At 72.8% G+C, this 12394-nt stretch carries 14 protein-coding genes; 6 read left to right on the forward strand and 8 right to left on the reverse strand.

Annotation, left to right across the window (positions count from 1 at the left end; genetic code table 11):
* Window positions 1-2: 2 nt before the first annotated feature.
* Window positions 3-989, reverse strand: a complete 987-nt coding sequence (locus tag ACNF49_RS12695) for an ArsR/SmtB family transcription factor (RefSeq protein WP_482943763.1) — start codon at window positions 987-989, stop codon at window positions 3-5.
* A gap of 59 nt (window positions 990-1048) precedes the next feature.
* Here ACNF49_RS12695 and ACNF49_RS12700 point away from each other — a divergent pair, with 59 nt between their 5' ends.
* Window positions 1049-2371 (forward strand): MFS transporter, encoded by a 1323-nt coding sequence (locus ACNF49_RS12700; protein ID WP_482943764.1) that lies wholly within the window; start codon window positions 1049-1051, stop codon window positions 2369-2371.
* Here ACNF49_RS12700 and ACNF49_RS12705 read toward each other — a convergent pair.
* Window positions 2334-3317 (reverse strand): LacI family DNA-binding transcriptional regulator, encoded by a 984-nt coding sequence (locus tag ACNF49_RS12705; RefSeq protein WP_482943765.1) that lies wholly within the window; start codon window positions 3315-3317, stop codon window positions 2334-2336. The two genes, ACNF49_RS12700 and ACNF49_RS12705, sit on opposite strands and share 38 nt — an antisense overlap.
* Before the next feature lie 75 nt (window positions 3318-3392).
* Between ACNF49_RS12705 and ACNF49_RS12710 the strand changes: the two genes are divergently transcribed.
* Together ACNF49_RS12710 and ACNF49_RS12715 are read left to right on the forward strand one after the other, a co-directional pair.
* Window positions 3393-4559, forward strand: coding sequence for a CynX/NimT family MFS transporter (locus tag ACNF49_RS12710; RefSeq protein ID WP_482943766.1), 1167 nt, complete (start codon window positions 3393-3395; stop codon window positions 4557-4559).
* A gap of 13 nt (window positions 4560-4572) precedes the next feature.
* Complete coding sequence (locus ACNF49_RS12715; protein ID WP_357972948.1) at window positions 4573-5238, forward strand: hypothetical protein; 666 nt, start codon at window positions 4573-4575, stop codon at window positions 5236-5238.
* Here ACNF49_RS12715 and ACNF49_RS12720 read toward each other — a convergent pair.
* Together ACNF49_RS12720 and ACNF49_RS12725 are read right to left on the reverse strand one after the other, a co-directional pair.
* Window positions 5210-5746, reverse strand: a complete 537-nt coding sequence (locus tag ACNF49_RS12720; protein ID WP_357972945.1) for a cysteine dioxygenase — start codon at window positions 5744-5746, stop codon at window positions 5210-5212. The two genes, ACNF49_RS12715 and ACNF49_RS12720, sit on opposite strands and share 29 nt — an antisense overlap.
* Window positions 5747-6023: 277 nt before the next feature.
* Window positions 6024-6884, reverse strand: coding sequence for an amidohydrolase family protein (locus ACNF49_RS12725; protein WP_482943767.1), 861 nt, complete (start codon window positions 6882-6884; stop codon window positions 6024-6026).
* Between the two features lie 239 nt (window positions 6885-7123).
* Here ACNF49_RS12725 and ACNF49_RS12730 point away from each other — a divergent pair, with 239 nt between their 5' ends.
* Window positions 7124-8107: a LacI family DNA-binding transcriptional regulator gene (locus tag ACNF49_RS12730; protein ID WP_352352106.1), complete on the forward strand. Its 984-nt coding sequence runs from the start codon at window positions 7124-7126 to the stop codon at window positions 8105-8107.
* On the opposite strand, the gene ACNF49_RS12735 is transcribed toward ACNF49_RS12730, so the two are convergent.
* Both ACNF49_RS12735 and ACNF49_RS12740 read right to left on the reverse strand, forming a co-directional pair.
* A complete protein-coding gene (locus tag ACNF49_RS12735) occupies window positions 8049-9380 on the reverse strand; it encodes an aromatic amino acid lyase (RefSeq protein WP_482943768.1) in 1332 nt (443 codons plus the stop codon). The two genes, ACNF49_RS12730 and ACNF49_RS12735, sit on opposite strands and share 59 nt — an antisense overlap.
* Before the next feature lie 9 nt (window positions 9381-9389).
* The gene (locus tag ACNF49_RS12740; RefSeq protein ID WP_357972936.1) at window positions 9390-9770 is read right to left on the reverse strand and encodes a phage holin family protein; all 381 of its coding nucleotides are present in this window, start codon (window positions 9768-9770) and stop codon (window positions 9390-9392) included.
* A gap of 115 nt (window positions 9771-9885) precedes the next feature.
* On the opposite strand from ACNF49_RS12740, the gene ACNF49_RS12745 reads away from it, so the two are divergent.
* Entirely contained in the window at window positions 9886-10161 is a 276-nt protein-coding gene (locus ACNF49_RS12745) for a hypothetical protein (protein WP_352319467.1), read from the forward strand.
* A gap of 7 nt (window positions 10162-10168) precedes the next feature.
* Here the strand turns inward: ACNF49_RS12745 and ACNF49_RS12750 are convergent, their stop codons facing one another.
* Complete coding sequence (locus ACNF49_RS12750; protein ID WP_482943769.1) at window positions 10169-10810, reverse strand: FAD:protein FMN transferase; 642 nt, start codon at window positions 10808-10810, stop codon at window positions 10169-10171.
* 181 nt (window positions 10811-10991) lie between these two features.
* The gene (locus tag ACNF49_RS12755; protein ID WP_482943770.1) at window positions 10992-11699 is read right to left on the reverse strand and encodes a ferredoxin reductase domain-containing protein; all 708 of its coding nucleotides are present in this window, start codon (window positions 11697-11699) and stop codon (window positions 10992-10994) included.
* A 52-nt stretch (window positions 11700-11751) separates the two neighbouring features.
* On the opposite strand from ACNF49_RS12755, the gene ACNF49_RS12760 reads away from it, so the two are divergent.
* Entirely contained in the window at window positions 11752-12144 is a 393-nt protein-coding gene (locus ACNF49_RS12760) for an OsmC family protein (protein WP_352319472.1), read from the forward strand.
* Window positions 12145-12394: the final 250 nt, after the last annotated feature.

Here is a 12394-nt window from a genome sequence, read left to right on the forward strand (position 1 = left end):
CGCTACGCCGGTGACCGGCCGGCCAGCGCGTCGCCCAACGGCGTACGGGCGTACAGGACGGAACGGCCGGTGCGGGTGCCCACGACCAGGCCCGTCCTGCGCAGGACGGCCAGGTGCCCGCCGGTCGCGCCGAGGCTCTGGCCGAGCAGGGCGGCCAGGTGGGTGGTCGTCGCGGGCACGGCCAGCTCGGTGAGGACGCGTGCCCTGGTGCGGCCGATCAGCAGCGCCAGGTCGCCGTCCGGCACGCCGACCGCGGCGCCGGTGCCGCGGGCCGGGTAGACCAGCGCGTTGGGCCAGGCCGCCTCCAGGTACACGCCGACCGTGCCGGAGAAGGCGGTCGGCACGAACAGCAGGCCCCCGCCGCCCAGCACGTGGAGGCCGTGGCGGGTGTGCAGGCGCACCTCGATGTGCCCGTCCGGACGCCAGCGCACCTGGTCGCTCAGGTCGTCGAGGGCGGCGGCCCAGCCGTAGGCGGCCAGGCGCCCGGCCCGCTGGATCACGTCGCGTTCGAGGATCGTGTGGAACCGCTGCCAGTCCAGCGAGATGATCTCCCGCCACAGCGCCTCGTACGCGTCGGCCAGCACCTCCACCACCCGGGGCGAGAACAGCAGGTCCCGGACCGGCCCCGGCACCGGCGGCAGCCCCGCCAGCACCCCGGCGATCTCCTCGTGCGCCTGGCGGACCGGGGTCCTTCGCATCGAGGCCAGCTCGGTCTCGAACGGCACGCTCATCCCGGCCGGCGGCGGGGCGATGAAGTCGACGTTCGCGTCGCCCTTGTTGCCGCTGATCGCCGCCAGCGCGCGCAGCGCCGGATGCCGTCGCACCAGGTCCAGGTACGGGCCGCGCCACCGCTCCACCCACCGGCGGTGCACGCCCGGCTCGTTCCTGCCGTCGAGCGTCCAGTGGGCGTGCATGGTCTCGATCAGCGGGGAGATCGCGAACCTGCTGGCCACCAGGTCCTGCGGGGTCACCTGGATCCTCAGTGCCATCTTTCGGTTATATCCGAAACCATGGCCTGGTCGGGAGCCGGTTCAGCAGCATCGGGGGTGTGAGAGCGGCGACGTACGGCGACGTGTTCGCGGTCAAGGAGTTCCGGGTGCTGTTCGGCAGCTTCGCGCTGCTGATCACCGGGGAATCGATCAAGATGCTGGCCCTGTCCGTGCTGGTGTACGCGCGGACGGGCTCTCCGGGGTTGTCGGCGGCGGCGTACATGGCGGGGTGGCTGCCGTACATCGTGGGCGGCATGTTCCTGCTGTCGCTGGCCGACCGGCTGCGGCCCCGGGCGCTGATGGTGACCGGCGAGCTGGTCAGGGCGGCGGTGTGCCTGCTGCTCGCCTACGCCGGGCTGCCGGTGTGGGGGATGCTGGCGCTGGTGCTGGTCAGCGGGCTGTTCTCGCCGGTGTTCGGCGCGGCCAGGTCGGCCGCGCTGCCGGACGTCCTGCCGGGGGACGCGTTCGTGCTCGGCCGGTCGGTGCTCGGGATCGCCTCGGCGGCCTCCCAGGTCGGCGGGCTCGCGGCCGGCGGCGCGTTCCTGGCCTTCGCCGGGGCGCCCGGCGCGCTGGCCGCCACCGCCGCGCTGTCGGCTGTGGGCGCGGTGGTCCTGCGGTTCGGCCTGCCCGACCGTCCCGCCCGCGCCGCCGCCGGGAGCGGCGGGACGGGGGCCGTGCGGCAGACGATGCGGGTGAACCGGTCGCTGCTGGCCGACCGGCGGGTGCGCGGCCTGCTGCTGGCCGGCTGGCTGCCGACGATGTGCCTGGCCGGGGCGGAGGCGATGATCGTGCCGTACCTGGGCGGTGAGGGGCGGGCGGGCATGGTGCTCGCCGCGGCGGCGGCCGGGATGGCGGCGGGGGAGTTCAGCGTGGGCAGGTTCGCCGCGCCGCCGCTGCGGGAGCGGCTGTCGGCGCCGCTCGCCGTGCTGCTCGGGGTGCCGTGGCTGGGGTTCGCGCTCGGGCCGGGCGCGGGGTGGGCCGCGGTGCTGGCCGCGTGCGCTGCCGCGGGGCTGTCGTACCAGCTCGGGTTGCAGCGGCGGTTCGTGGACGCGGTGCCCGAGGAGGGGCGCGGGCAGGCGTTCGGGCTGCAGTCGGCGGGGCTGATGACGGGGCAGGCGGCCGGGGCGGCGCTGGTCGGCGCGCTGGGCGAGACGATCGGGCCGGGGGCCGCGATCGTCGCGGCGGGCGCGGCGGGCGTCCTGGTCGCCCTGGCCCTGATCGGGCCCCTGCGCCCTTCCAAGCCCTCCGGTTCCTCTGGTTCTTCCTGTTCTTCTGGTTCTTCCGGTGCCGCCGGTTCCTCCGGCGCGGTCAGTTCCTCCGGCACGGTCGGGGCGCCCGGTGCGGTCAGGTCGCCGGAAGCTCCCCGGAGCCCCGCGGGATGAGACGCACGGGCAGTTCGACGTGCTCCGGCGGCCCGCCGTCACCGCGCAGGCGGCGGAACAGCAGCTCGGCGGCCACCCGGCCCATCCAGGCCGGATCCTGCGCCACCACGCTCACCCCCGGCCGCAGCAGGTCGGCCAGCTCGAAGTCGTCGAACCCCACCAGCGCGAGCCGCCGCCCCTCCAGGGCCCGCAACGCGGTCACCGTGAGCCGCCCGTTCCCGGTGAACAGCGCGGTCGGCGGCGCGTCCAGGGCGAGCATGCGCCGCAGGTCGGCCCGTACGTCGTCGAGCGACGGCGGGCGCATCGCCACCAGCCGCGGGTCGAACAGCCCGCCGAGCGCCCGCCGGTAACCCGCCAGCCGCCGCGCCGCGGTGTAGATCGCCGGATCGTCCCCCAGGAAGGCGATCCTGTGGTGCCCGTGCGTGAGCAGGTGCCGGACGGCCTGCTCGGCCCCGCCCGCGTTGTCGGCGAGCACGGTGTCCACGTCGATCCCCGGCTCGGGCGGCCGGTCGGCGAACACCACGGGCGTGCCGGCCTCCAGCTCGCCCCGCAGGTAGGCGTGGTCGTCGCCGGCCGGGACGACGATCAGCCCGTCCACCCTGCGTGCGCAGAACGTCTCGACCAGCTCGCGCTCCCGTCCCGGCTCCTCGCCCGAGGACCCGCTGAGCAGCAGGCAGCCGTGGTCGATGACGACGTCCTCGACGGCCCGGCTGAGACCGGCGTAGAAGGGGTCGGCGACGTCTTCGATGACCAGCCCGATGGTGGCGGTCATGCCCGTGCGCAGGACCCGGGCGCTCTCGTTGCGGCTGTAGCCAAGCCGGTCGATGGCCGCCCGCACCCGCTCGGCGGTGGCCGGATGGACGCCGGGCTCGCCGTTGACCACGCGCGAGACGGTCTTGAGCGCCACGCCCGCCGCCGACGCGACGTCCTTCATCGTCGGTCTCACGCATGGATCATGTCCTACTCCACCCGGGCGGACAACGTTGTCAGACGCCTGTGCCAGAGTAGGTTCCCTATGCCGTTGCGTCACGCCTTGCTGGTGGCCGGGTTCGTGCTGGCCGCGCTCAACCTGAGGCCCGCCATCGCGGGCCTGTCACCGCTCCTCGACGAGATCATGAAAGACCTGGGGCTGTCGCCGTCGGGCGGCGGCGCGATCACCACCGTCATGGTGGTCTGCCTGGGCGTGTTCGGCCCGCTGACCCCGCTGCTCGCGCGGCGCATCGGCCTGGACAGAACACTGCTGGCCGGCCTGCTCGTGGTGGCGGCGGGCGAGTGCCTGCGCGGGCTCGACGGCGTTCCGATGCTCTACCTGGGCTCGGCGCTGGCCGCGACCGCCATCGCCGTCATGAACGTCTCCATGCCCGGCATCGTCAAGCAGCACTTCCCCACCCGCGTCAACCTGTTCACCGGCGTCTACGTCGCGGCCGTGGTGGCCGGCGCGGCCGGGGCCTCGGCCCTGGTGATCCCGCTGGAGCGGGCCACCGGCTTCGACTGGCGCGGCGTCTCGGCGCTGCTCGCCGTGCCCGCCGTGCTCGCGGCCCTGCTCTGGCTGCCGCAGGCGGTCCGGGGCGGGCCCGCCGAGCAGGGCGGCCCGAGACCGTTCGGCGCCGTCCTGCGCAGCCGCGTCACCTGGTACGTGACCGCGCTCATGGGCCTGCAGTCGCTCACCTTCTACGTCATGCTGGCCTGGCTGCCGACCATCTTCCTCGACGCCGGCCTGCCCGCCGACCAGGCCGGCTACCTGCTCAGCCTGACGAACCTGGTCCAGGTCGCGACCTCGCTCGCGGTGCCGGTGCTGGCCGGCCGCCGGGCCTCGCAGGTGCCGTACGTGGTGGGCGCCGGCGTGCTGACCGTGCTCGGCTACCTCGGCGTGCTGCTGGCCCCGGCCACCGTGCCGTGGTTGTGGATGATCGTGCTCGGCATCGGCCAGGGGGCCTCGTTCGCGCTGGCGCTGCTGATCATCGCCTTGCGCCCGGCCGATCCGGCCGGCGTGACCGCGCTGTCGGCCGTGGCCCAGTCGGTGGGGTACGTCGTGGCCGCCCTGGGCCCCCTGCTGTTCGGCTACCTGAGGGAGGTCTCGGGCGGCTGGACCGTGCCGCTGACGGTCGGCCTGGGGGTCCTCGGGGCCCAGCTGGTGGCTGGATGGTTCGCCGGACGCCCTGCTACCTTAGGTAAGGCTAACCTGTAGAAGGGATCCGAGCGTGCTGACCGAGGCTCTCCAGCGTCTGGCCGACGGCCGGGGCGGTGTCATCGGGGTCGAGCCAGGGCTCGTGATCGACCCCGACGAGAGCTGGACGGCCGCCGCCGACCTGCTGCGGGAGCCGTACACGCTGTTGGAGGGCCTGGTCGGGCAGACGGCGGCGCGCTGGAACGCGCCCCGGCACGTCGGCGCGGCGCTGTTCTGGAAGACCTTCGGCTACTGGCACAGCCTGCCCATGGCGCTCGGCTGGGCCCTCGACGGCCGCATCCCCGTCATGCGGCTGGCCGACACCTACTTCAAGGTCTCCGACGCCGGCGTGACGATCGCCGCCAGCCGCGTGAGCTGGGGCACCGGCGTCGAACCCATCCGCGAGTCGCTGGCCGAGGCGCAGCAGCCGCTGGTCAAGGCCATCAGCGCGCTCGCCAAGGTCGGCGAGCGCACGTTGTGGGGCTCGACCGCCGAGGCGTTCGCCCATCCGCTGACCTGCATCGTCAAGGGCGACTACATGGCCCTGCTCGCCGAGCTCGGCAGCCCGGTCGACGGGCTGGTCGAGCCCGCCGACGACGGCTACTTCCGCAGGACGTGCTGCCTGTGGATCACCCTGCCCGACGTCGAGGCGTGCGGGAGCTGCTGCGTGCTCAGGCCACAGCGACCGGCTCGTCCATAGGACGCAGCTCGTCGGCGTAGCTCACCGACACCCGGCGCATGACGCCGCTGTCGTCGATGGAGTACTGGCCGAGCCGCCACAACGGCGGCGAGTACGCGTGGATCGAGACGCTCTCGCCCTCCGCGCCGCCGAGCCGGTGGATGTGGTCGGGGCCGAACGAGAACGACTGCCCGGCGGGCACCACGGTCTCCAGGTGCTCGCCGCCGATGCGCGGGTTGCACTCCTGCAACGCCCCCTGCACGACGTGCACCGCGCCCGAGGAGATGTCGTGGTCGTGCCAGCCCGTGTCGTCCTCGGGACGCCAGCACAGCACCCAGACGTCCACGTAGGCGTCCCGGTACAGGGAGGCGTAGTGCCGCCCGCCGTCGGCCGGGAAGTCGACCATCTCACGCCACTCCTGCGGGTTGGCGGCCAGCTCGTCGACCAGGTCGCGCAGCTCGCGCCGGTCGAGCGTGCGCTCCGGCAGCCCGGCACACACGCCCCCGCCCTGGATCTGGATGTCACTCACGTACGAGTCTCCCTTCTGCATCTAATGGCCTCACTCCGTGAGGCGGGCGCTGTATCTGATTGCCTCACTCCGTGAGGCGGCTCGGTCGCCTGTGTGCCGGCGCCTTCCCCCGCTCTGGTCGCTGCGCTCCCGCCGCTCCTCCAGGCACCGGCGCTCCCTCGCGCGTTTAATGGCCTCACTGCGTGAGGCGGCTCGGTCGCCTGTGTGCCGGCGCCTTCCCCCGCTCTGGTCGCTGCGCTCCCGCCGCTCCTCCAGGCACCGGCGCTCCCTCGCGGGTTCATGGGTGGGGGAGGCCCAGGAGGCGGCGGGGGTTGGTGGATTGGATGGCGTGGCGGGCGGCGGTGCCGAGGCCGGGGTCGGGGGCGGTGGCGTACGGTGCGTCGGAGCCGTTGACGACGACGTCCACGCCCAGCTCGCGGACGATCGCGTCGATGGCACGCGGCCCGTACGAGGACGTCTCCACGTAGAAACCGGGATCGACCAGGCCACGCCCGGTGCCGCCACGGGCGATGAGCCGTTCGGAGTGCAACGGCGCGAGCCCGGCCAGCAGCGCGAAGCACACTCGCAGCCGAGGATGCCGGGGCCGGACCACGAAGTGGAAGTGGTGCCAGGCCGCGTGCATCTGCTGCACGTACGGCACCAGCGCCGGCCACCACGGCGGCGCCCCCGGCGGCGGCGGCACGGCGGCCGGCCCCGGATGCACGAACAGCGGCAGGTCCCGCTCGGTGAGCACGTCGAGCAGCCGGTCGTCCGGTACGGCGGTGGCCGGGATCTGCAGCCCGGCCGGCCCCCGGTCGAGGTCCTTGGCCAGCCGCTCCGGATCGGGCTCGCTGTGACAGGTCGCCGCCCACACCCCGAACGGCTCGCCCAGCCCGAGCGCGCCCTCGTGGTAGGCGTCGATCAGCGGCCAGGCCTCCTCCGGCGGCAGGAACTCCACGCCCAGCGGGCTCGACATCGACACCAGCGCCAGGTCGAGCCCCGTCGTGTCCCGGTGCTCGTGGTCGGCCGGGTTCACCTCGTACGGCGGCTCGCCGTCGAGCAGCAGCGTCCAGCCGTCGAGCCGGGGCGGGACGGTGCGAGCGCGCAGCGCGGCGACGAACGAGTCCGTCCACAGATGCTGGTGCACGTCGATGCTCACGATCACACCTCCCTCTATTTCCTACTGAGATTACAGGTAAACGAAGTGTACTGCGAAATCAAGCAGGTGAACCGTTTCACTGATACGGTTCAGTGAAACGCTTCACTGTCCCTTTTGTCAACGGTTCGCACGTCGAGGGCGGGCCAAGAAAGCCCGCGAGCCCGTGCGGGAACCCGGCTTCTGTCGGTGGCAGGCAATAGGCTGGCGGGATGCCGCGGAAGAGAGCGACGATTCGGGAAGTGGCCCGCGCGACCGGTCTGTCTCCGGCGGCCGTCTCCTATGCGCTGCGCGGCATGCAGGTCTCGGAGGAGACGATGGAGCGCGTGCGCGCCGCCGCCGCCGAGCTCGGCTACGAGGCCGACCCCATCGCCAGGGCCCTGGCCAGCGGCCGCACGGGCATGATCGGCCTGCTCTGCGGCTCGCTCGAAGACCTGTGGCAGCAGTCGCTGGCGGTCGGCATCAGCAGGGGCCTGCGGGAGAAAGACCGCTATGCCCTGATCCTCGACGCGGTCGGCGACCCCGACCGCGAGCGCGTGCTCGCCCAGCAGCTCCGCGACCAGCGCGTCGACGGCATGATCGTGCAGCCGGTCGACCCGGCCGCGCCGTTCTGGGCCGAGCTGTGCGAGTCGCTGCCCGTCGTCGCGATCGGCGACTCGCTGGCGGGCACGGCGGGCGAGGTCGTCTTCGACAACCGCCGGGGCGTCACGCTGGCCCTGGAACACCTGGCCGGCCTCGGGCACCGCCGGGTGGCCGTGCTCACGCCCACCCAGGCCAGCACCCCCGACCGTCCGGCCGACGTGCACGTCCTGGCCGAGGCCGACCGGCTGGGGCTCGACATCGAGGTCGTCACGGCCCCCCACGACCTGGCGGCGGCCACCTCGGCGGCCCACGAGATCCTCTCCACGTCCAGGCCGGGTGCGGTCTTCTGCTTCGCCGACTCCATCGCCTACGGCGTCTACGCCGCGGCCAAGGAGCTGGGCCTGTCCATCCCCGGCGACGTGTCGGTCATGGGCTACGACGACCATCCCATGTCGGGGCTGCTCACCCCCGGCCTGACCACCGTCGACTGGGACATCGACGGCATCGTCAGGGCCGCGGTGCGCCTCATCGCGGCCGCGGCCGACGGCGGCACCCGCCGCCGCCGCGTGGTCCAGGAGCCGACGCTCAGGGAGCGTGGCTCGGTCGCGCAAGCGCCGCCCGCGCCTCGTCCAGCTCGTCGGTGAGCTGCCCGTCGGGTCGTGCCCCCTTGCGGGCCCGCACGGCGGCGGCGCGCTCGCAGGCCAGCACGATCTCCAGCGGTTCGAGGCAGCGCAGCGCGTGGCGGGCGGCCTGGGTGGCGAAACCGGCGTGGTCCTCGGTGCCCAGCGAGATCACCGCGGTCCCGGTCGTCACGGGGGCCGCGAGGTGGCGCAGCTCGGCCAGGGCGTCCTGGGCCACGTACTCCAGGATCATCAGGCCGGAGGCGCCCGGCCGGTCGGCCAGGAAGGGCAGCTGCCCGGTGTAGGCCGGGTTCATGAGGGTGGCCAGGCGGGCGGTGCTGAGCTGGGCGGTCTGGGCCAGCGCGGCGCGCAGCGCGTCGAGGGCCGGGGCCACCGGAGCCGAGTGGAAGTTGCCGTTGTGCCAGGCCAGGGTGCCGGTGATGAGCGGGTTCTCGGTGGCGGCGTTCAGGTCGGTCTCGACGGTGGCGGTGGCACGCTCCAACGCGTCCACGGCCGCGCCGTGCACCTGCGCGAAGGCGCGGTAGCCGTACGGGTCCTGGACGCGGGTGGCCAGCTCGTGGGTGAGCAGGCCGCGCAGGCGTCCGGCCACGCGCGACTGGCCCGGATGCGGCCTGGCCTCCTGGACGGCGGCGGCCAGCGGCTCGGCGGAGGCGTCGACCGCGGTGAAGGACAGGGCGGCCACCTCGACCGCCGCCTCCAGCAGAGCGCCCAGCCGGTGGCAGGCCAGCGCGGCGTCGGCCAGCGTGGCCGCGCCCGAGCTGATGAAGGGCAGCGCGTCGCCGGAGGCGAGCGCGAAGCGCGGCCCGGCCGTCTCCTCGCCCGCCCGCCGCCAGGGCACCTCGCCCAGCAGGCACAGGGCCGTGGTGGCGAGCGCGGTCAGGTCGCCGGTGCCGATCGCGCCGTACGTGCGGACCGGCGGCGTAAACCCGCCCGCGACCGCCTCGGCCAGGACGGGCAGCACGGCCGGGTCGATGCCCGAGCCGCCCGCCATGAGCTGGTTGAGCCGTACGACGAGCATGGCCCGCGCGCGTTCGGCCGCCACCAGGGGACCCGCTCCGCAGGCGTGACTGCGCAGCAGGCCGAGGCCGGGGGAGTCGAGCCGGACGTCCCGGTTGGCGCCCACGCCCGTGCTGCGGCCGTAGACGGGGCCGGTCAGCCCCTGGGCGGTGGCCCACGAGGCCCGGGCACGATCGAGGGGACCGATCGTGACCCGGGCCCGGCCGTGGGCGGCTTCGTGTACCTGGGCGCAGGTCAGGCCGGCGCCGTTGAGCTGCATGGGAGGGGGTCAGTCGTTGTCGGGGATGAACAGGCCGAGCAGCCAGCTGACCACGCTGATGATGATCGCGCCCCAGAAGGCGGCCGGGTAGAAGTTGTCGACGTGGAAGGGGATGTCGAACTGGCCGGCGATCCAGCTCGTCAGCAGCAGCATGCCCGCGTTGATGACGAGGAGGAACAACCCGAGGGTCAGCACGATGACCGCGCAGCCCAGCGCCTTGACGATCGGCTTCACGATGGCGTTGACGACACCGAAGATCAGGGCCACGAGGAGCAGCACACCCCAGTACTTGGCCGAGTTCTCCGGGGCGGTGATCCGGATGCCGTCGAGGAGCTGGATGGCGACCCAGAGGGCGGCGGCCGCGGCCACGGTTCTGATGATGAATCTCACGCTGGTTGATCCTCCCACTTCGCGATCGCCGGCGCGATACATCGACGGCGCGAAGCCGGTCGATCACGCGTGGTGGCGGCGGTTACCTGTGACTCATGTCGGGAAAGGGAGCGGGATGGACGCTAATGGTCTTGATTCGTTGCCCGCGGCGGAGTTGCACGACCGAGCGGTGCGGTACGCCGTACGCCATGGGGATCTGGGCTTCCTGTGGAACCTGCTGAAGGTGATCCCGGCCGCCGAGGCCGCGAGCGGTCACGAGAGTGAGACCGCCAACGACCTCAGCCGGGTGTCCGCGCTGCTCAGCGACGCGCTCGCGGCGGGCGAGGGTGAGCTGGGCGAGGCGTTGCGCCCGATCTACCTGGAATACCTGCGGGATCATCCCGACGCCTGAGCCGTGCTCAGCCGGCCAGGCGCGCCCCCGCGGCGATGCCCGAGATGCCCGGCGTGCTGACCTCCTGGCCGTCCCGGAGCACGATCATGGTGTCGTACGCGCCGGCCTCGGCCAGGTCGGTCGCGAACCGCCTGGCCAGGGTGGGGCCCATGGCGTACATGGCGGTGGCGTAGGCGTCGGCCACGCCGAGGTCGGGGCCGATCACGGTGACCGAGCCGAGCGTCTGCTGGCGCTCCCCGGTGCGCGGGTCCACCACGGCCGCGCCGCCCGAGGTGGCGATGCCGAGGTCGTGGGCGAACAGCGCCTTCCTGACGACGTCGGTGTGCGGGTCGCGGATGCCGACGCGCCACGGCTTGCCCGGGGCGGCCGAGCCGCGCACCCTGATGTCGCCGCCCGCGTTGATGCGGTGGTCACCGGCGCCCGCGTTGCACAGCGCCCGCGACAGGCGTTCCAGGGCCCAGCCCTTGATGTAGCCGGAGGGGTCGATCACGCCGTTGATCCGGTGCTCGAACCAGCCGCCGGTCGCCTCGCCCAGCTCCTCGCAGCGGTGCAGGACCTCGACGAGCTCGGGGATCTGCCTGATGGTCAGGCCGTGGTTCAGGCGCCAGATCTGACTGTCCTCCTTGGCCGGGCTGAAGGTGTCGGCCACCCAGCGCAACCAGGAGAAGGCGTCGTCGAGCAGGGGGTGAGCTCTCGGGCCGGCAGAGCCGTGCGGATGTCCACGCTGACGGGCATGCCCATGACCGTGTCGACACGGGCGCTTCCGGGGAAAATCGTCACCTGGCCTCCTTGTCCGCTGCCCACGCTCTCACGTCGGCCGTAACGTGGGGCTAAACCTTTTGCCCTAGTTTGAAACGCACCTGTGACCTCGGGATCGCCAGGCGTGACAACGCGCCGCCGACGTACCGGGTGAACGGGCGCGGGCCCTCGACGACCACCTCGCGCTCGGCGATGTCGGGGATCTCGCGGCTGAGTCCGGAGGCGCTGATGCGCTCCTTGGCCCTCGGGTCGTGCTCGGCGCCGGTGACGAGGATGAGGCCGTACCTGGCCTCCAGGTCGCGCAGCTCGCTGGTGGCGCGCTCGGCCCGGTAGACCGCCACGGTGTCCGTCCCGGTGCCGCCGGTCAGCTGGGCGCGCAGGGTCTCCGGGTCCATGCCGGACGCGATCAGCACTCTGCCCCTGGTCTCGGGGACGACCGTGTGGCTGCGGACCGCCATGACCGCCGCCATCGCGTACAGCAGGAGCGAACCGACGCGGCTGAGTTCCGTCACGTACGCGGTGGAGCTCAGCTCGTGGGCCACCAGCAGCGCGCCGGCCAGGTAGCCGCCGAGCCGCAGCCGCTGCCTGGCCTGTTCGGTGCGGAGCAGATCGGCGGCCTTGACGATGGCGAAGCCGAGCGCGACGAGCAACGCCGCGGCGGCGTACGCGGTGGGCCGCCAGGGGTAGCCGAACCCGGGCTGGATCGCGCCGAACTCGGCGACCGCGACCCCGCACCAGAAGAGGATGGGACCGTGACTCGCATTCACCTCACTAGCCATGTCTACGACGATGCTGAAAGAACATGAGAGCTTTCTGAGTAAGGTCTGAAACATGGCTAACGTGCGTGTTGAGCGGACAGAAGACGGCGGTTTCCGGGCCACGAACGCCCGCGGCGCCGAGGTGAAGATCGGCGGCGGCGACGACGAGGGCGTGTTCACCCCGGTCGAGCTGCTGCTCGCGGCGGTGGGCGGCTGCAACATCGTGACCGTCGAGCCGCTCACGGCCAAGCGCGGGCACCGGCTGGTGCGCCTGGCCATGACGGTGGAGTCGGAGAAGGTCGAGCCGAACAAGCTCGGGCCGGTGACGGTCACCTACGACGTGGAGCTGCCCTCGGAGGAGGCCGACGAGGTCTTCAGGGCGGTGGCCGGGCGGGTGCACGACAAGTACTGCACGGTGAGCAGATCGTTGCAGGACGGTACGGAGGTTCGATTGGAGCTTCCCTAGTCGGATTAAACGCTTATTCGACCCCGTTATGACGCGACCGTTGCATTCGTCTCGGTAGCGTTGTAGCAGGTCGAGAGGCCACAACAGACCTTCACCGATGCGGACGCGGAGGGGGACCGCGGTCCGCGAGTGCGGGACCGCCGACGTTTTTGGGGGAAGACGTCGGCCTGGACCGCCACCGATCGGGGCCGGGCAGATTTGGGGGAACTGCCCGGCCCCGATCCATGCCCGGACCCGTGCCCCGGTCCGT

The sequence above is a fragment of the Actinomadura sp. ATCC 39365 genome, assembly GCF_054392275.1.